This is a genomic window from Pseudoalteromonas sp. 2CM28B (assembly GCF_023161935.1).
The window spans coordinates 14,998-34,964 of the sequence record NZ_JALNTH010000037.1 but is presented as its reverse complement, the minus strand read 5'-3'; the positions used below and the strand labels follow the sequence as shown (position 1 = coordinate 34,964).

The 19,967-nt window shown below is 37.9% G+C and carries 11 protein-coding genes; all 11 read right to left on the bottom strand.

Annotation, left to right across the window (positions count from 1 at the left end; translation table 11 throughout):
* Positions 1-2 precede the first annotated feature (2 nt).
* The 11 genes from MTN96_RS29970 to MTN96_RS29920 all read right to left on the bottom strand — a co-directional run bounded on the left by MTN96_RS29970 (position 3) and on the right by MTN96_RS29920 (position 19,949).
* A complete protein-coding gene (locus MTN96_RS29970) occupies positions 3-737 on the bottom strand; it encodes a hypothetical protein (RefSeq protein WP_248533843.1) in 735 nt (244 codons plus the stop codon).
* Complete coding sequence (locus MTN96_RS29965; RefSeq protein ID WP_248533841.1) at positions 730-1,425, bottom strand: hypothetical protein; 696 nt, start codon at positions 1,423-1,425, stop codon at positions 730-732. The genes MTN96_RS29970 and MTN96_RS29965 overlap by 8 nt, the downstream gene beginning before the upstream one ends.
* Complete coding sequence (locus MTN96_RS29960; RefSeq protein WP_248533839.1) at positions 1,422-2,066, bottom strand: hypothetical protein; 645 nt, start codon at positions 2,064-2,066, stop codon at positions 1,422-1,424. Before MTN96_RS29960 ends, MTN96_RS29965 begins: the two co-directional genes overlap by 4 nt.
* A gap of 331 nt (positions 2,067-2,397) precedes the next feature.
* Positions 2,398-4,971, bottom strand: coding sequence for a nuclease domain-containing protein (locus tag MTN96_RS29955; RefSeq protein WP_248533837.1), 2,574 nt, complete (start codon positions 4,969-4,971; stop codon positions 2,398-2,400).
* 2 nt (positions 4,972-4,973) lie between these two features.
* Positions 4,974-7,100: an McrB family protein gene (locus tag MTN96_RS29950; protein WP_248533835.1), complete on the bottom strand. Its 2,127-nt coding sequence runs from the start codon at positions 7,098-7,100 to the stop codon at positions 4,974-4,976.
* A gap of 23 nt (positions 7,101-7,123) precedes the next feature.
* Positions 7,124-10,471, bottom strand: a complete 3,348-nt coding sequence (pglX, locus tag MTN96_RS29945; protein ID WP_248533833.1) for a BREX-1 system adenine-specific DNA-methyltransferase PglX — start codon at positions 10,469-10,471, stop codon at positions 7,124-7,126.
* Positions 10,472-10,933: a hypothetical protein gene (locus MTN96_RS29940; protein ID WP_248533830.1), complete on the bottom strand. Its 462-nt coding sequence runs from the start codon at positions 10,931-10,933 to the stop codon at positions 10,472-10,474.
* Between the two features lies 1 nt (position 10,934).
* Entirely contained in the window at positions 10,935-14,645 is a 3,711-nt protein-coding gene (gene pglX, locus MTN96_RS29935; RefSeq protein WP_248533828.1) for a BREX-1 system adenine-specific DNA-methyltransferase PglX, read from the bottom strand.
* 83 nt (positions 14,646-14,728) lie between these two features.
* On the bottom strand, positions 14,729-16,522 hold the full coding sequence (locus MTN96_RS29930; RefSeq protein ID WP_248533826.1) for a DNA-processing protein DprA: 1,794 nt from the start codon (positions 16,520-16,522) through the stop codon (positions 14,729-14,731).
* Between the two features lie 86 nt (positions 16,523-16,608).
* Complete coding sequence (locus MTN96_RS29925) at positions 16,609-18,711, bottom strand: ATP-dependent DNA helicase RecQ (protein ID WP_248533824.1); 2,103 nt, start codon at positions 18,709-18,711, stop codon at positions 16,609-16,611.
* A complete protein-coding gene (locus MTN96_RS29920) occupies positions 18,708-19,949 on the bottom strand; it encodes a hypothetical protein (RefSeq protein ID WP_248533821.1) in 1,242 nt (413 codons plus the stop codon). Before MTN96_RS29920 ends, MTN96_RS29925 begins: the two co-directional genes overlap by 4 nt.
* Positions 19,950-19,967: the final 18 nt, after the last annotated feature.

Genomic DNA, 19,967 nt, shown 5'->3' with positions numbered 1-19,967 from the left:
GATTACCCCTTGTTAGTCAGGTTGAAATAATTACAATTTCCAGACAAAACAGTGCAATTTAAATTTGCAGCGCCAATAAAGTCTTTGATAGCGATAACTGAGCTATCATCTTCCGTCTGCACTTGCTGCTTCGCCAATAAACTTAGCTGAAGCTCTGATGTTAACTCAGCCCAGAAACCATCAGATGCAACTACTAAAGATTGCTCTTTTGCGATATTAAATTGGAAAAGCTCGGGGTTATATTTTTTTCGCATATTTAAAGAACGGGTCAAAATATGCCTTTCAGGTAATAACTTCATTGAGTCTATAAAACTTTCACCAAAAGGATTGGCGCCAGTATGAACAGGAGAAAGCCAAATTATCTCATCCCTCACAGTGCCTATACGTGAGTCACCTACGGTATACCCCCACACATTGTCGGACTCATATGAAACAAAACACGTAATTAAGCTTGCTACTCCAGATTTGAACGACTGCTGTAACTCAATAATGACTTGTTGAAATACTTCAAGAAAAAGACTGGGTTCTGCAACACTTTCATTAGTGACCCGCTCTAAAATTAAGCCATTAAGTTGCTCTACAAAGCTTGCACAATTAAGCGATGAACTTGTTGAAACATCCAATAAATAAACCAACACTCCACAATCAAGTTCGAAAAGCCCAACAAAGTCCCTATTGCTCTCACGAGCACTACCTTGTTGTGAATAACAATCTATATCCATTACTCTGCTATCCATTGTCAGCAACGCCTTCTAGCCTTTCAAAAATCACCTTTTCTCTATCTAAATCACCATTTGTTAGGCTTTGAATCGCATACTCAAAATTGGAATCTTCTATTAGTAAAAATAATTGCTTTGAGATATAACTCTTCAAAGCCGCTGAAGCACTATTTATTTCTTCTACGATTTCCTCTCGGCCATCAAAAATATTAAGCAAATCTTCTATATCATGGCTAGATAAGCAATCTCCATTGCCACGCCCCAAGTAAGCTTCAATTTTTGTCGCAATAAAGTATTCCGGCGCAACAAGTTTGATCGTCAACTGATCAGTCAATTGATAATCTTGGGCCGTATCTACGGCATCTCTATACCACTTATTTGTAAAGCCGAGTGTTTTCTCATCCACAGGCATAAAATCAACTTTAAGCTCACCTAACAGCATACGGCACATGACTTCTTCACCCATATCTATGCTAAAGCCGTGCTCTCTTAATTGATCTTGTAAACTCGTCCAAGCAGGATACCCTACTACATCAACGATTAAGTCAACATCATCGGTATACCTAATTTGCTCTTTGGTGAAATCGTCTGTAATCAAAAGTCCTGTAGTACAGCCTCCCACAAACACAACTTCTTGAATCAATTGCTCACCAAGTGCTTCTGCTACTTTTGTTAGCATCTGCTTTTGTAAATTTATCGTTTTCATATTGTTGTCTTAAATAGTTGCTGTAAGGTTTCTAAAGCAAAGTTCCGTTCTCTAGGATTACCTAGTCTAATCGCGTCTGTTAACGCAAGGTATGCATACATTCTTGGATCTTTGCGAACAGCTTGAAAAACTTTGGGATGTAAAGGCTCTATAGTTAAACCCTTTGACTTGCCCTTGGCATAAGGCCAAACGGGTGAGAAATCGCCAGATGTCATTAACCTTCCTTGTAGCACAGGAGCAGCAATAGAGGTTGCAATTCCACGCGTTAATACTCCCTCTTTGGCAGGGAATACGTACCTAATACCATAAGCAAGGAACTCCAATAGTGCTTTAACATTTGTTTTAGGCACCGCTAGTTTTCTATCAAGCTTAACTAGCCCAACTTCAGTCATACGCTTTAAGCTCAAGTTGACTTGAGATTTACTAATTCCCGTATCACTTTCTAAAGATCGCATTGAAAAACGACGCTCAATATACTCATCGATTAAACTAGGTTCTTCAAAGTATACCTCCTCGCCATCACTCCAATCATCAAATTGCCAACTGATTTTTAATAATTCGCTTTCAACGGAGTTTTCGCCAAATAGCTCAGTGTGAAGGGACACTAACTTCAGCAACACGACGATATCTTGACTTTTCATTTTTACTTCCTTTTACTGTCCTCAGTCCTAGGACTGAGGACAGTATCCTTTAAACAATTTAAACATGTCAAGAATATTTACATGAAATACAAATAATCCCTTTTCCTAGCTTCGTATATATTACTTCACCGACTTCCCGTGGATAGTTTTTACGTTGTCGAAAGCAATTGCTATACGCTTTTCACACAATGACTTAATTGCTCGTCGCAAAACTCCACTAACTTCGCATATAAATTATTGCAAGTACTGATAAATGCTATTGTTTTTAAGCGATTACCAAACAATAACTCATCTTGATATAAAACTTCTTGAAACTTGTAACCAGTTATCATTAAAAATGCTCCGAACAGGCAGGACATTGAATATTAATAGGCTCTAAAGCCTCAATAGAATGATAATTCCAATAATCGCCGTTTTTAATTAATCTAGTTCTACATTCGCCATTAGAGCAATAGCTATAAATGGTGAAATGCTTACAATCATTACAAGTCGCCCACCATACTTTATCATTGTTACCTTGCGAATAATTTAAGTCGGTGCCACCACATTGAATACAAAACCCGGTTGAATCCGTAAGTGTAATAGGATGCTGTTTATTAAGTTTGTTATTCTCAACCCCATACTGTAAACACATACCTACAAGCCTTTGTAATTCATCCAGGTAACTGACCGTATCGATAGGAGAAAGCTTAATTGCACCATATTTATGATACTGTTGCTCACGCATAGTATCGTCCCAATCAAACATGGTTATCTCACCTAAAAAGCTATGCTGTGCCCAAGATTGCGGGTTAATTGCGACAGGTACAGCGTCATTTGAAGGGTGTAATACAAAAACGCCATTTTGACCCTTCTCTGAATAATCTTTATCAAAATAAAGATGCTTTATAACTTGGCTAATACCACCATGTTTGGGGTCATTAATGTCTTGATAAAACTTTGCGTCAAATACAAAAGACCTACTATTAACTCGTCCATTATCGCCTTGTGCATTAACTTCAAGTAAAAAGTCTGGTGTACGCTTATTACTTAATACTTTCTCGTACCATAAGGTAATACCTCGACCTGCTGCTTTATTTGTAAAAGATATAGAAATGTCTTTTTCATTATTTAATACTGACGCAATAAGTTTTTCTTTCCAGCCTTTTTCTGGCTGATATCTAAATTTAAATATCAACACTTTAAAAAACTGCAATAAGCACCATCTTTCATAAAGAGACGATATATTTATTAACTTCAGATTGTCAGACTTTTGAATTGCCTCAAATACATTATCTTCATTAAAACCAGAAAAATTAATTATGCTCTTATATGCTTTATTAGCATTACTGTAAGTTCGGTTTTGAATGTAGGTCATAGATGAAGGGAAATTGCCCGTCACGCCTATTCCTAATCGTTCAAATTTTACTTGTAGCGATTTTAAAGCTTGAATAAATGGCACAAAATATTGGGTTAAACGATCAGCTATATCTACTTTTGCTCTGAGCCTAGTATGCATTTCCTGTAGTGAGGCAAGTTCACGCTGCTGAGCTGTTTTTTCATTTTGTCGCAGTGGCCTCTTCCAACCGTTTTTCGCTAACGTTTCTGCCTCTGCTTCCATACTATTAATTTTATTGGTGAGCTTTTCAAATTTATCGCTTCCAAGTAAATCTATGCGGTTTAGCCCTCTTATGTTTATTTCGATAACAGACTTCCCTCTTCGGGTTCTCTTATCATATTGCCAATTACCCACAATCCGATATACACAGCCAATCTCAACAGGAACCTTGACACTAAATAAAACCAGATTATAACCATCTAAGCCGTTTAACTTCCCATCATGCCAAGGCTTATTCGCAGAACTTTTAATCTTTGCAAAAAAACGATTTTTACTATCACCAAACTGACCTGTTAAATGAACAAACAATTCCTTGTTAGCGGTTAAATTGTTTTTTGAAAGACTTTTATTAAAATTACCTAACCTTGACTGCATCTGCTTGCGTTGTTCTTTTAATCGACTTATAGCATTTGTTACCGCATCAGCATTAACCAAAACATACTGACTAAACTCATCAATACGAGATTGATAACTTTTTACTTTTCGAGAGTCAGTATCATATTGTTGCTGAGCAATATTCTTAATAACCCCTAACATAAATACGGTTTGCTTTAACATAAAGTGTGCATACCGATTCTCTGCATTATCAGTAGTTGATGTTGCCATTCGGCCACTATAATTTTTAGCGTAGGGGTTTTTTATGTATTCAATAAAGGTTTTATTAGTTGGCCTAACTCTTCCCCTTGGCTGCGGAGATAATGTTTCAATTAAATCGACTTTAGGATTCGCCACAATCGCGGTGATAGACTCAACAAAGGTATCTAACGTTTTAAAAATATCTTCATTTAAAACTAAATTATCAAGTTTACCTCTGCTGGTAAGATAGCTTTCATCATCGAGTAATAGCTCTGAAAAATCGAGCTTAAAGTCAGATAAATATCGGTCAAGCTGTTCATAAGTAAAAGTAGAGGCTGCAACTCTTAGCTCTAATTCTTCAGCGCCTAAACTTAAAATAACCGAACCAACACCCGTCAGCATTCTCGACTGCCATTGGTTTCGGTCGTTATCCCATTTGTCTTTTTCAACCCACCAAGTTAACCCTGTTTTAAAATCAACAACAGGCTGTAGCGGTAGCTTATCGGTTCCATTAATAATAAAAGGGGTAAACTCAACACTATTGAGCGGCCTAACAGCAAACTGCCCAAATTCACTTTTGTCATCGTTTAAAGTTGAGTAGCTAATAATATCAGCACAATATTCACCTTCACCAACAGTCTCAACGTCTATAGGCTGAGCCGATAGTTTCACAGATCCAACATGAGTTTTGTCACGCCAACGAATATTAATAAAACGGGCTTCAAAGTTCATATTTACAGCCAAAAATTAACGTTCCAACCGTTTGCCTCTGCTTTTTTCAACAATGCCCCCAGTAATTTAACTGAAGAAAAAGACTCATTAATTTTTATGTCATCACCAATATCTTGCTTAAGCTCCCCATGCATTTGTAATAGCAATTCATGTTTATGGTATTCACCAACTTTTACTGTGCCATCAAAGTTAAGCTTTGGTAACACCTTAAAAAGAAAAAAGTTATTTAATGCTTCCTGCTCACTAGTGTTTACATCATTAAAATAATGCTGGTAATTCAAGCCTTGTCTAACCGGTCGCATACCAAAGTCTAAACCGAGTGGATGAAAAAATTCTTTAACGTATTTTGTCATTAATTCACAAAAGGGAGACGAAGTATCAAATGCCGGATACTCATGTCTTCTACCCATTTCGGCACTAGAAAACATGACTGGTAAATCAAAGCGAGAAACACCTAATTCATATAACCCCTTCTCTTTATTCAACTCAATCTCTGCTTTAATCCCCGCTAAATCCATTAACAAAGGGCTTTGAAACTGCATCACATGAACACGATCAAGTATTTTTGGCGACAAAAAGTGCGTAGTATCATCAATATTAACAGAGCCAACAATACGAACATTTTCAGGCAGCGTTATTACTGAAGGCTTGTTGGTACGCTCAGCAATTAATCGACGAATATCACCGTGGTATTTAACTAACGACTCCTGATCACTCATGCCAAACGCCAAACGAAGCTTCTTATTAATAGCTTCATCTTGAATCAATTCAACAAAACTCATTGAATCGCCGTTTTGACTGTTACTGCGAGCATCTTGCAATATAGTCAGTACTGTTTTTATTTCTGAAAGGGTATGCCCAACAGAATCATCACTGTATAGGCTTATTTTAGGCGCGCCGTTGCGCTCTTCCATTTTTGACAAAAAGTCAGCAAAATAATATTCCACCTTAGCTAAATTCATTTCGTCTAAACAGATTAAATAAGGTTTTGTAGGGTTATCTCTCGCTTCAATTAGCGCATCTAAAAATGGGGTCGAAATATACTTTTTTTCAATCGGATTATAATAACCCACTAAATCTTCTGAGCCCGTCCAATTAGGTTTAACAGGAATAACCTTAGCAACGCCTCCTATGGCTTTAGCAAATGCCTTAACCAAACTTGTTTTACCTGCGCCAGAGTCACCTGCTAACACAATTAAATCATTACATCGCAATAAGGTAATAAAGTTATCAACAATTTCCTTAGGGTACAAAAAACCATTTTCTGCCAAATTAGCTTGAATATATTGCGAAACCAACGAGTAATCACTGTTAAAATCAGATGAGAAATTCAAATGTTCACCTTCATCCTCTTCTTCAACTTTAGATGACTCATCTACCTTATCAATCAAGTCTAATTGCTCTAAAACTCTCGTTTTTTGTTCTATATAGCGTGTAAGTTCAGATAAAGACTGTTTCATTTCAATTTCTTTTCCCTTAACGCTTTCCAGCGCTTTTTGAGCTTTAATCAGTTGTTCCGTAGCCGAGTCTTTTTGTTGCTGAACTGACGCAATACCACTTTCAATAGCGTTTATTTGCTGTTCTTTAATCTTAACGTCCTCAATTAATGAGGCGTTTTTTTGATCTAACAAATCTTTATTTATATTAGAAACATGTTCGATGATCCCCTCAGTAATATAGCCCCACTGATGTTGCTCATCTTTTAATTCTGACAGCTCAATTAAAGGTTTAATGCTCGAAGGCTGAACCTTTAATATAAAAGGATTATTATGCTTTTCTCTTTCTTTAGCTTCTGATAACTCAACAGCACAGGTTATCCATCTCACGCCTTTTTCCGTGTAAAATTCCCTTGCAACTTTACTACTCAGAAATACCCCTCGCCTTGGAATATCATGTTGAGTGGGTAAATCGACTGGATAGGTTAATAACTGCGTTTGATTAACCGCTTTTACATTCGTCAATTTAATAAATGTGTCTTCAGCCGTATTAATCTCAATTAACTCGCCCCAAACGAGCAATTCATCGCTTTCAATTTGCCAATGTGCTTTTAACACTTGCAGCAAATCATCGTCAGAAAGCGCTTGAGCTTCAGCAATTGTTAACAATGGTTGTGTATTGTCTGTTTCCATCTTATTTCAATAGCCCCATCATATTACTTCACTGCCTTGCCGTGGATAGCTTTTACGTCGGCTAATAGGTTACCAAATTTGCCATAGTTGGCTTTTACGCCGTCGTCTAAGTCCAGCGTAATGCGTTTTTCGGCGTAGTGTTTTAATTGCTCATCGAAAGTGCGCAGTTCGGCTTGTTTCTTCTCGAGTGACTTTAAGTCTTTTTCGATACCACGAGATTCAGTACCTGTGGCTTGTAATTGTTGCTCCGAGAGCAAAGTATGTTGTGCCTCGTATTTACCCATAAGAGGCGTAACATACTCTGTTCGCATACGTGACAAAGTGCCTTCGTTATAGCGATGCATATAGACTAAACACTCAAAGGCTTTTTCTTTGCCTGAGCTAAATAACCAGTATATTGGCTTTCTTGCATACTTAGTGACATGGTCCTTAAAAAACTGACTAGATAAGTATCTTCTAATGGTATTCTCTGCTGGCTCAGCCTTCTTAGGATTAATTGCATTAAGTATCAAGCTCTCGGCAATGAAATTAATATTTTGGTTTAAGCTCTCAGCCCCCCAAGATTTTTTTACAAACTCGACTACTCGGCCTGTTGCATCATCTTCATATACCCAAGAATCTTCTGCTAACGGTACAATTGCATCATCATCCGGCTGAAACCCTGAGTAAACCTCCTTGTTTAGTAACGATTTAAGCTGACTAACGTCTTGGTTTGCAAAAACCACCCCGTCACCGGTATAACTAAATCGGCCCATTATGCAGCCTACAATGTAACTTATTAAACTAACGACGGTATCCGATCTAAAAGTATTAAGCACCTTCGCTTTATAAGCATCAGGTTCGCTTTCGTCTAAATTCGTACCAATAGTAAAATAGGGATTTTTATAGAAAGACAAATCAGATGCAGATATTACTACTCGCTCACTTGCGTCAATTTGATAGCTTTCATCTACATGCCCATTTAAGCTTTGCTCCAGCGAGGTAATATAATTAACAAATTCCTGTGTATCAGATTCAAGCGTTAAAAAGTCATCGGCTATCAATGTAGAACTTGCCTTAAGATGTTCAAGCATAATAGGATGGCTGCCAAACGCTATTGATGTTTCTACGCTGTGCCAGTCTTCTTTTGAACACTTAACGAGTTGCTCTACAGTATTTGCAATGGCTGCTTTTTCATCATCAACAATAGGCAGCACAGCTAAATCATTTGGCCTTATTGAGCCTAAAACCCCTTCCGGATAAACCGTTTTAACTAAACGGTTAAACATTGAAGAATTTAACAAACCCAACTGAAACAACCTTGTTTGCTCATCAGTAACATTTCTACTTGGAGCAAAACAAGGGCCTGAAGCATCATAAATAGCGTCAGATGGTACTTCTCGAGCATTAAACGTCGGCGCTAAAGCGGTCCAAGAGTTAACTTTGCTTTCTAATTGTTGATTAAGCTGACCAATTTCAGGTTCCTTCGTATTTACATAACCATTAATATTTCCATACCAACGCCTATACTCTCCACCTGATATTATGGGCTTCCAATTGCCTTGTTCGCTATTTAAATCATGATGATTTAGCTCCCACCACTGCCTAACAAATTTGTCACGATCAATGTTTTTGCCTGCTGGCAGTGTTGCCACACTAGACTTAAAAGGCTGCCCCAACGAAAATGCATTCTGTAAACCTTCCGATGCCCAATACGACAACGGTTTAGTTGGAACGTTTGACATTTTCGCTAACGAGTTGCACACATTGCGTGAATTATCACTAGGAAAGCTTTTTGGTTTAGGCAAAATGTATTGCTCTTCTAATGTATCAGAGCTTTCGTCTATTTGTTTATCAGTAATATCCGCATTGCTTGTAAAGCAATATCGCGCTTCAAAGCTTGGTAGATGGCTATTTCTGATCACTACAGCATTCATCTGGTGTTGATCCGGTATAACCCCACGCCCTAAATGTGCCAAACTGCATATTGAGTGGTTATCAAATAAAATATCTCGCATTTTTTCGTATCGAGACATAAACATCCAACTATCTTTTAAAATCAAAGATGTAAAACCATCAGGCTTAAGTAAATCTAACGTTCGACTAAAAAACATTGTCGCCAAATTACTCTTGGTTTCGGCAAAGTCTTTTTTAGCAACGTCCTTTAAATTTATTAACGACTCATCAGCACCTAATATCCCTAAATTAGGTGGGTAAGTAACAACAACATCATATTTTTGCTCAAGAGCTTTCTTAATAGCAAAACTATTTTCACTATCATCAATTTGCTCTGGCGATGCAATTGTACCTAGCCCGCCAGTGTCAGACAGCTGTAATATATTAGGTTGGTATCCTCTCGTTAAAAAGCGCCTATCTTGTTCAGCAGCTCGTAATACCAATATAAGAGATGAAATTTGAATTGCTCGCTCATCTATATCAAAGCCCACAAGGTTATGCTCAAAAATTTCTTGCGGAATATCCCGTAATCTAAACCCTTTTTCTAGATAAATATTCACTAAAATATCGTACGCGATTAACAAATTTCTACCAGAGCCACATGCGGCATCTAAAACTTTTAATTCGCGAAGGTCATAACTAGGCGTTGTCGCAATATTAGCAATATGTTGGTTAACTTCATCAAGTTGTTCTGCATCAGGCAAAAAGAACGCCAAAGAGCTAGCAATAGTCGAATCAGGAAACAACTCAAGCCACCTTCGAGCTAAAGAGTTCTCTACCATATATTGGCTAACCCACTTGGGCTCTGTCGTTTGAGTGGCTTTTGCCAACTCATTAATACCTATTTTTTTGGGTAACTCTTTTTTTATATCGGCGTAATAAGCAGAAAACAACTGATTAAACACATCAAGGGTCTGCCAAAATGATTCATCTAAGCCATCTACAACAAAACGAACAATAGATTTAGTCCGCGTTAAATCACAAGGCAATAGCTCATTAACCCAGCAAGTCTCTTCACCAAATAACTTATTAACTCCCTGAGCAAGTTGTTCACATTGACCAAGTAATGCCATTCGAAATAGCTCTTCGTCGTGAGTTCCCTCTAAAACTAACTCTACCACCTGCGATTTGTCTAAATTAAAGTCGTCAGTTAGCGTTTCTAAATTTTCTATAATTTGAAACGCGTTTGTTTGCAATGGGTGTGATAAAACCCTAAAACCGTGCGGTAACTTATCATTAAGCTCAAGGTATCTAATTGCACATAAGCGGTTAAACCAGGTATAGGCAGCTTGTTCTACAACTTCTTCCTCCCCTAACTGATTGATTCTTGCAATCAAACCATCGCTTTTATTAATTAAGTCTAACTGTGATTTAATTGCAGTTCTAAATAAAGCTCGTGCTGCTAGTGCATATTTTTTTATTAATTTTAGTTCCATTTACTTATTTCCCTTTAAGCTAATTAGTTCATGGTGAACTTTCCAAAAGTCAGCGGCTTTAAACATACCAAATAGCTTTATTTGATTCGAAAAGCGGTGTTCAAAAACATACCAATTTACATTCCTAAAATTAACTTTTTCTATATCAGCATGACCTGCAACATTTCTTATATGGTAAAAGTAGCTTTTCAGAATATTGCTTTTTGCATTATGAAAATGTATTACGTTTTTGCTCTCACCGGTTAGGTTCAAATCAAAAGTATCAAACTCAACGTTGGTTAACTCTAAATTTGCATGAGGTACTAAGTCAAATGCATACTGTTCTTTCAAACGCCTATAAGCTTTACTTGAACGAATATTAAAGCGCTGATTTAGCAAGTCACCATTTTCCCACATAAGAATTAGCCGTTCGTAAAAGTCAGCTAATTCTTTACGGGTAAAATGCTGCGGATTGCAGTTCACGCTACTTCACTGCCTTGCCGTGGATGGCTTTTACATCGGCTAATAAGTTACCAAATTTTCCGTAGTTAGCTTTTACGCCGTCGTCTAGGTCGAGGGTGATGCGTTTTTCGGCGTAGTGTTTTAATTGCTCATCGAAGGTGCGAAGTTCTGCTTGTTTCTTCTCAAGCGACTTTAAGTCTTTTTCGATACCACGAGCTTCGGTGCCTGTGGCTTGCAGCTGTTGCTCAGTCAGCAGTGTATGCTGGGCCTCGTATTTACCCATAAGAGGCGTTACGTACTCGGTACGCATACGCGACAGCGTACCTTCGTTATAGCGGTGCAGATACACTAAACACTCAAAGGCTTTTTCTTTACCTGAGCTAAATAACCAATAGATAGGGCGTTTTTTGTAGGTCTTACAGTGATCTTTAAAGAATTGAGTAGAGAAGTAACGACGAATGGTTTCTATAGGGCTCTCACCCTTCTTAGGCTTCAAGGCATGTAAACATAGGCTTTCAGCAACAAACTCTAGGTTTTCAGATAAATGCTCGTCACCCCAAACCGTTTTAACAAACTCTTTAAAACGAGTGGTTGCATCATCATCAAATAGCCACTCTTCTGAAGCTAATGGGACTATGCCATCATCATCGGCTGAGAAAGATTTAAAAGCTCCTTCAGATTCTAACTCTCTAAAGCCTTGATTACAGGAGTGAGCATAAGCTAGACCATCTCGATCTAATGAAAAACGTCCCATCAATAACCCTATTGAAAAGGATATCACTTCAGCAAAGTAATCACGTTGCATCTTATTAGAGTCACCTTTGTAAGAGTATTCTATATTTCTAAACAAAGAGATTTTTTCTAAAGAGTCGGTTACAACATTTTGTTTTTCTAGTCCAAATAGTTCTGCAAATATTAAATTATTTTCATTTTGTAGATTTAATAATTTTTCACAAATACCTGACCAAAAGCTTTTACGGTTTAAGTATGATTCAGATATTGAATTACTCTTTGCGTTAAGTAAATCTAACTTAACAAATTCCCATGATAATTCTGTGCTATCCCAATCAAGCTTAGAAAGCTTGTAACATTCTTCCTCAATGTCTTCACATTTAGCTGGTATATCGGGAATCGGTAACTTCTCTAAATATCCAGAGCTAAAATCGACTGTTGGAGATAACACTTTTATTATCTCACCAACTATATTTGAATTTAAAAAGGCAGAAATTGAAGAGTATGACATCTCTGAAAATAAACACTGCCCTTTATCTGCAAAAATAAAGCCTTCTCCGAACCTACGTACACTTAAATCTGAAGAACTAAGCGATGACCAGGTTAGACCCTGCCTGAAGTAAAAAGACCTTCCGTCGTGCCTAAAACCAGGTGTCAACCCAAGCTTGTTATCAGATATTAAATCTCTTCCTGAATGCTCGTAATTTAAAACTAATTCATTGTTACCATACCATTTCCGAAAGCTTCCTCCTTTATTGTATGGAAACCATTTTTTTCTAGCTCCATGCTCGGCGTAGGTTAAAGGTGTATTAAACTTATCTAAATCAACTTCATGCCAAAATCTTATAAATTTTTCATTATTCCCAGTAGACATACCATGTTTCAATCTTGCCTTTTCATTTAGTAAGGGCAGAGATTTGAACTTAGAGCGAATGTTATCGTTTACCCAGTAAGCCACTGGCGAGCCAGGGATATCATTAAAATCTTCAACAGATAGAGAATCAAACCTATTTTTTTGTGAAAGAAGCTCTTGCCTTTTTTCATCTTCATTCCCAGATGTGAGTCTGAAAAACACAGGTTTATAGCTTTGAATATTAGTATTTTTAATCGTCCAAGCGACTGTTTGAACTACTTCTCCAGAAATTTGACCAAAAGCTCTTGGTCCTAAGTGGGCCATATTGGTCATGCATTTTGAGTTTAAAATGAAATCTCTTAGTCCGGAATAACTTGAAAGGAACATCCAGACTTGCATATTGACTTGTGCATTATAGCCGTTAGGAGTCAGCAAGTTGAAAGCTCTTTCCATAAACATAGAAAACAAATCAGCTTTTGAGTTTGGGAAGTTTGTTCTAGCAAACTCTTTTAACTCTAAATTCATTCCTTTACTCCCCATATACGGAGGGTTAGCAATCACAGAGTCATATCGCTGAGCTAATAAAGTAGCTTGGTTAACCATAGGTAAAACCTCTAATGCAGCTTGTTTAGCAGCAGGATCTGAACCTTTCTCTTTCGCTTGCAATAATTCTTTTAAAGCTAATAATTGTTGTAAATGTTTATTATCAATATGTATTAACGAGCCAAATGTTTTAGCTTGTAAAAACGCAGTTTTCAATATTTGTAGTAACTGGTAATAATCAGCATAAATACTTGCTTGCGCAGGTATGGTTTTATCGCTCTGTTCGTTGTAAGCAAAGTCGTTTGGCTGTACTACCTCATCAAATAATCCTGCGGTTGTGCCACTATGATGTTTTCCCTCTAAATCAAGCGCATTCCAAAGCTTGTGTATATCAAGGTGCTCAGAAGATTGCAGTGATAATACATTAAGAGTTACTTCACCGTCTTCAACGCGTTGAAAGATGCGTCTGTCATCTTCACGCGCTTTCATCATTAAGGCAAAACCTGCAAGCTGCGCTGCACGGTCGTCAATATCTAAACCATAGATATTCTTGGTAAGGATCAGCTCTGGAATTTCACGAAGACGGTAGCCACGCTCTAGGTATATTTCGCGCAATACTTCATATACTTCAACCAAAATATGTCCTGATCCGCAGGCAGGGTCTAGCACTTTGATCTCTTCTGGGTCGATGCTTGTTGGCGTAATGGCTTTTAGCTGTTCAATAACATCTTCAGACTGCTCAGCAGGTTCGATGTAGTATTCCATTTTGTCTTTAAGGTCTGAATCTGGGTAAGTGGCTAACCATTGTCTACCCACAGAGTTTTGTACTAAGTATTTAACAATCCAGTTTGGCGTAAATAACTGAGTGGCAGCGGGGATATCTTCTGACTTGACGACTTTACCTATAACAGAGTCTTTGTGCTCTGAAATGTAAAACTGATATAGCCAACCAATAACTTCAATCTCTTGCCAATCTTCCTCAGGAATATCATTAATTAGCCCTTTAAGTATTGAATCGGTTTTAGTTAGGTTATTTGGCAGTAATAGCTCGGTTGCATCATCAATGCTCTCAAACGCTAAACCTTTAAATATCTGAGGCATAATTTTAGCTAATTGATGGCATTGGCCTAATAGCAATTCACGATACAGCTCTTCTTCTTTATCACCCGCAAGCTGTAGCTCAATAATATGGTCTTTATCTAAATTTAAACTGTTTGCCACATCGGATGCATGATTTAAGATTTCAGGTAGGCTATCAGCGTTACTAAGATGACTCTTTGCTGGGGAAAGCACACGAAAGCCATGATCAAAGTAGTCATGTATTTCCATATAACGCAATGCTGCGAGGCGGTTAAACCATGTGTAGGCAATTTCACGCGTGAACATGTCATAGCCACGTTCTGCTAGTTTGCTTTCTAAACGTTTACGTTGCTTACCTTCTTTGCGAGTAAAGGCACGGCCTTCAATTATGGCAGCGCCGCCTTCAATGCGAACTTCTGCTATTCGGTCTTCATATATACCAAAGTGAGCAGCACGTTTTTTAACGGCTTCAATAAACTGTTTACGTGCTTTAGGAGCGTATGATTTTAAGTTTTTAGTGTTCATAATTTTCTCTTTACTGGGCCGCTATATCTGGCCTCTGTATCTAATCCCTGATGTTAATTTGTTTCGCAGTCTTGCTTGTTACTTTATGTTGGCGATATTACAGGCAATGTGAATTGCTTTTTCTTAGCTGACGGACGTACTAGTTTGCCTTGCTCAACTAGGTGCTTTAACCACTTATCTAATGCCTGCTTGCCCATTATTTCAAACTCGGGAAAATGGCTGTCGAGTGTTGTTTTATCAATAAGATGCTGTGGTTGCTGTTCAATTAATTTGCATAAATGAAGATAAAAGCTATCCAGCAAAGGCGTTGTTGATTCCTCAGGTGATTGCTCTTCTAACTGTTCTGGTATTTGCTGCGATATTTGCTCTGGTATTTTTTCGTTGGCTTGCTCTGGTGCTTGTTCTGTTTTTTGCACCTCACCTGCGTGTTGCTCTGGCTCCACATTTAGCAATTTAGTGTTATCACACTCATCGCTTTGTATTTCATTACTTAAATTAACCTGTTTATTTTTGGTCTGCTCTTGCGGTTCTGATGACGAGGTTGAGCTGAGCTCTTTATGTTCGCCTGCTTCAAGTTGATTGTTTTTAACGTCAACACTTTTAGCCTCAATATTTTTAACCTCAACACCTTCTATCTTCGAGTATTTATTGGGTGAAGCCGATGGTTCTGGTTCACTTTCAAGTTCATTTTTTGCCATAGAAAATAGATCGTCTTGAGTCTGAATATTACTTATAGGACTTTCTGTATAGCTAGCGCTAGTTGTTGAAGCATCTAACCCGCTCAGCAGTGAACCTTGACCTTTTTCAACGTATTTAATTGATTCGTTGGCTAGTTTATTTGATTGTTGAGAGGTTTCTTTTTCTGAAGTTGAGAATAACTCTAACAATTGTTCTGTGGTGTTATCAGGCGAAATTGAACATGCATTAGCCAGAACCTTACCTAAGCCCTCGCCATTTATTAATGCTTGATTACCCGCTTGTAAAGGCTGTTTATGCTCTGAAACTAAAAGTGGTACCCACCCTTTTTTTAGGTTCTCTTTAGCGCCTTCCCACGTACCGCCTTTCTCACCTGAAGTTACAACAACCGTTGCACTTGATAAGAGGTAAATAAACTTATTACGCGCCATAGCATTGGCGGGTGTAAAGCGCCCTTCAGGGTAAAATGGACTTATAAGCACTAAGTTATTGGCTTTTAAGTGCTGACGCCATTGTCTTGCTGCGCTTGCTTTGAACAGGCTATCTGCCAATATGCCTATTGCTGTATTACCGTTGTTAAGAGAAGCAAGCATTGCATGAGAGTCAACGCCTTTGGCTGCCCCCGAAACAACTTGGTAATTTAATTGGTTAATTTGTGAAACGTACTGATTGGTTGCTTGTTCATCTTGCCCATCACAATCTCTAGAGCCAACAAAGCCAATTGCTTGCTTTGAGAGTAATTCAGGGTTACCAACACCAAAAAATAAAGCTGGGCTTTGATGCTTAAGCTGCTTTTTAATCGCTTTAGGGTAGTGCTCGTGTTGTCGGTCCATGATCCACACACCCGCACTCTGCCATTTGTCGAGCGCTAGGCTTAAACTTGCACCTCGATTAAGTAGAGTTTTAATACGCTCATACGTTAGTTTTTCAATTGTATTGTCTAAACGAGCAAAATCGATAATTTGTTTCGCTTTAATATGACTTAATGGTTCATCCCAAGATACCCAAATACTGTCAAACGTTTCTTCATTCAGTAAATCTACAGGCTTAAAACCATTTTGATGTAACCAACATGCGAAGTAACCGTACTCATTGACTGTCAGCGTTTTATATTCTTTCACTTCATTCGCGTTAAAAAAGCTTGTGAGTAAAAGTATTGCTTTTGTATTTTCAGTTATCATTTAAGTATCTACTATTATCGATTTTATAATTAGGTTGCTTTACTTGTTTCTTAATTTTACCTTGCCACTTTTTTGTCTTAGTTTACTTAGTTATTTTTACTGGTACTAGTTAATGCTATAGGCACTACGCTGGTTACACCATTTTGCCTTAATAAGGCGCCTGCAATGGTAAATGTCCACCTTGAGTCTACCGCGTCATCTAATAACCAAACAGGTGAAGAATACCCTTGTGAAGTATCTATACTAAAAGCACCATCTAAATTTTTACTTTGGTGAAAGCTATTTTCCATCGTTTTTTGGGGTGGTCTTAATTCAGCAATATTAATAGTGTCTTTACATTCAACATTTAATGCAGCCGCTAACGCATGTGCAAAGTTTTTAACTAAGTTAGGGTGCCTAGGAGATGGAATGTAAGTAAGCCAACTAGGCCTTTGCTCATAAGGGATACTATTAATCATTTTAACCATTGGCGGAATTAAGTCATGGCTAAATACGCCTGAAGCTTTGCCCTCTGCAACGAGGTCACCCCAGCCGCCATCTTTCCATGATGAAAGCGCCATCCCTTTTTCAATATTTAAATTAGCTTTATTTGCGCTATAGGGAAGACCGTATTTAGTAAATGCTAAGCGGGCATTATTGCCAGAACTAGCAAAGGTTGCTCTTGGTTTAATAGCAATGTATCTATGCCTTAAGTAATCATTCGCTTTTAATACCAGCTCACTATCGACTTTGTCAGGTAGTTTATTTGCTGGGTTACAATTTTCACATTTACCGCAAGGCTGTGAATCGGGATCATCCAACTCTTTTGACAAAAACTGCATTAAGCATGTATTAGATTTATGATAATTATTTAAGACTTCCCACTCACCTTGTTTAATAATATTTAGACGTTCAATTTTTTCTTCTGGTATTTGGTAATCAAACTGTGTTCTAAAATATTGAGGACCGTCTTTTAATATTGGTGATGGCTGCTCTATGCTTAAAAACTTTAAAATGTCTTCTATTGTACCTTTTGAGAAGTTAACGAGCGGCTCTAGTTCGGTTACTTTGAGGCCATCTGCATTTTCTATGACTTCTAATAATTGATTAATTTGTTGCTCTTTAGGGAAAGCATTTTCAATAAAGTATTGCTGTATTCTGCCATCTTCTTTACCTAGCATCATTATACCGATTGCTTTATCTATTCCGCGCCCTGCACGGCCTACTTGTTGATAATATTCAACAACGTTTCCTGGTGATTGGTAATGAATGACAAAGCCTAGATCGGGCTTATCGAATCCCATACCTAATGCAGAAGTAGAAACAAGTGCTTTGATTTTATTATTTATTAGCGCTTGTTCGAGCTGTTCTTTCATCTCGTTCGTTTCTAATTGGCTATGATAAGCATGAGCGTTAATACCTTGCGTTTGCAAAAAGCCTGCAACTATCTCACTGTCTTTAGTTGTTTTGGTATAAATAATCCCAGTACCTGAAATGTTATTTAAATATTGAGCTAACCACGCGAGGCGTTCTGATTTATTTGAAATATCAATATTTTGCAGCTGTAAGCTTTTGCGCGTGAGCGCTCCTCTGATTATAGATAAGCGATCTCCTAATTGATTTTTAATGTCATTAACAACGCGGTTATTCGCTGTAGCGGTTGTCGCTAATACAGGCATATTCTTCGGCATATTTTGTAATACGCGAACAATACGGCCATAGTCTGGCCTGAAGTCGTGCCCCCAGTCTGATATACAGTGCGCTTCATCGACTACAAACAAGCCTACACTACCACTAATGCGAGTCAAAATATTCTCGGCAAAGTAAGTTTGCCCTAACTGTTCAGGAGCAACTATGATTGCGTCAACTTGGCTAGCGAGTATTTGATTTTCGGCAATTTGGCGCTCACTTTTGTCCATTGATGAATTATATGAAACCACCTTTAAGCCTAGTTTTGCAGCAGAGTCTATTTGGTTACGAATCAATGATAGCAAAGGCGATATAATTAATGTTGGGCCAAAGCTTTGAGAGCGACGAATTTTTGTGGCGATAAAATATACGGCACTTTTACCCCAACCAGTACGCTGAACGACTAGTAACTGATTTTGTTTATTCACCAGTTCATCGATAGATTCCCACTGGTCTTTATGAAAAGATGCTGTTGGGTTTCCCGTCATTTCATGTAAATATGCTTGTGCTATTTCTTTCATCGTTTTTCTTCCTTGGATGGCTCTTCAAACAATTTGTCGTCGAGCTTTTTTAATCCTTTAACTAATGTGCGACCAATAAACCTGCTTGGTTTTGACATTGCTGCCTTGTAAACCATTTCACCCGCATCAACTAGGCCTTTGGCAGTTCCTTCAATAGCAACACCTGCACCATCAAAAATAGCCTCTACCCCATCAACGCCCTTATTATAGCGTTCAGAAGCGTGGTTAATTCCGCTAATAGTAGCGAAGATACCCAGTGTACCAACACCTGAGAGAATGGCATCAACAGCAGTGTCTTTTGCGTCAATCACTCCACCACCTAGTGCTTGTTCTACTGTATTATTAAGTTCTTCATTGGTATACCCCCCATCAATTGCAACGGTTTGTGCTGCAATTTCACTTGTTGCTATTACAGGGATTTCTTCATCAACTGAGGCAATATAAGACACGCTGTCTGTTGCTTTGATTTGCATCTCTATGCCATCAATTGTGATATCTGTGCCGGGGTTATTAAAGTGTTCAAATAATTCTCCCCCTGTATCATCTGCAACGAGCTGCTCGAAATATGCGCCTTTGGTTAAACTGACCAAACCTGCATGACTTTCGGGTGACATCCAAAGTGTTTCAAACCAAATTTCGGTATTAGACATATTTTTAAAGTTGCTATTAACAGCTCTAAGTGAATCATATACTTGATTGGCGCTATATAGATCCGCTGAAATTGATACAGGAACCGATAAACCAGCAAACCAAGCTGCGGCAACTGAAGTGTTATTTATATCCTTTACTAGGTTTTTATCTACAGCATCTTTTAGTGTTTTATGTGCTCTATCAATTCTTTCTTCGCTTAAAGACGCTAATGACTTGAAATGCGTGTCTATTGCTTTGCAATCGTTACCGTATTTTTTGTCAAATTCTTTTAATGCTGCTTTTAATTTTCTTATTTCTTTGTCTAACGAACTTAAGTCTAGATTTTCATCATGTTTTAACTTATTCCACCATGAAAAATCAGCATATGCCTGTTGCCACTGAAGGTTTAGTTGAGTTCTCTTAAGCTCAAACGTTGACAGAGTGGCTACTAATTTATTCCTTGCCGTTATGACTGGAATTGCATTTATTTTCTTCGCTAACTGCTCATTGTTACTTTGCTTCAAAACTTTCTTCTGACGAGTTAACTCGCTTTGCTTTTCGCAAAGAATTTGTTTTTTACTTTTGAATAAATTAGCAAAGAAGCCCATTTAACTTAATCCCTTAGC

What these genes read in the sequence shown, in the direction of transcription:
- MTN96_RS29920 (WP_248533821.1), bottom strand. Translation starts at nt 19,949, where the DNA reads ATGGGCTTCTTTGCTAATTTATTCAAAAGTAAAAAACAAATTCTTTGC.
- MTN96_RS29925 (WP_248533824.1), bottom strand. Translation starts at nt 18,711, where the DNA reads ATGAAAGAAATAGCACAAGCATATTTACATGAAATGACGGGAAACCCA.
- pglX (WP_248533828.1), bottom strand. Translation starts at nt 14,645, where the DNA reads ATGAACACTAAAAACTTAAAATCATACGCTCCTAAAGCACGTAAACAG.
- pglX (WP_248533833.1), bottom strand. Translation starts at nt 10,471, where the DNA reads ATGGAACTAAAATTAATAAAAAAATATGCACTAGCAGCACGAGCTTTA.
- MTN96_RS29950 (WP_248533835.1), bottom strand. Translation starts at nt 7,100, where the DNA reads ATGGAAACAGACAATACACAACCATTGTTAACAATTGCTGAAGCTCAA.
- MTN96_RS29970 (WP_248533843.1), bottom strand. Translation starts at nt 737, where the DNA reads ATGGATAGCAGAGTAATGGATATAGATTGTTATTCACAACAAGGTAGT.
- MTN96_RS29960 (WP_248533839.1), bottom strand. Translation starts at nt 2,066, where the DNA reads ATGAAAAGTCAAGATATCGTCGTGTTGCTGAAGTTAGTGTCCCTTCAC.
- MTN96_RS29930 (WP_248533826.1), bottom strand. Translation starts at nt 16,522, where the DNA reads ATGATAACTGAAAATACAAAAGCAATACTTTTACTCACAAGCTTTTTT.
- MTN96_RS29955 (WP_248533837.1), bottom strand. Translation starts at nt 4,971, where the DNA reads ATGAACTTTGAAGCCCGTTTTATTAATATTCGTTGGCGTGACAAAACT.
- MTN96_RS29965 (WP_248533841.1), bottom strand. Translation starts at nt 1,425, where the DNA reads ATGAAAACGATAAATTTACAAAAGCAGATGCTAACAAAAGTAGCAGAA.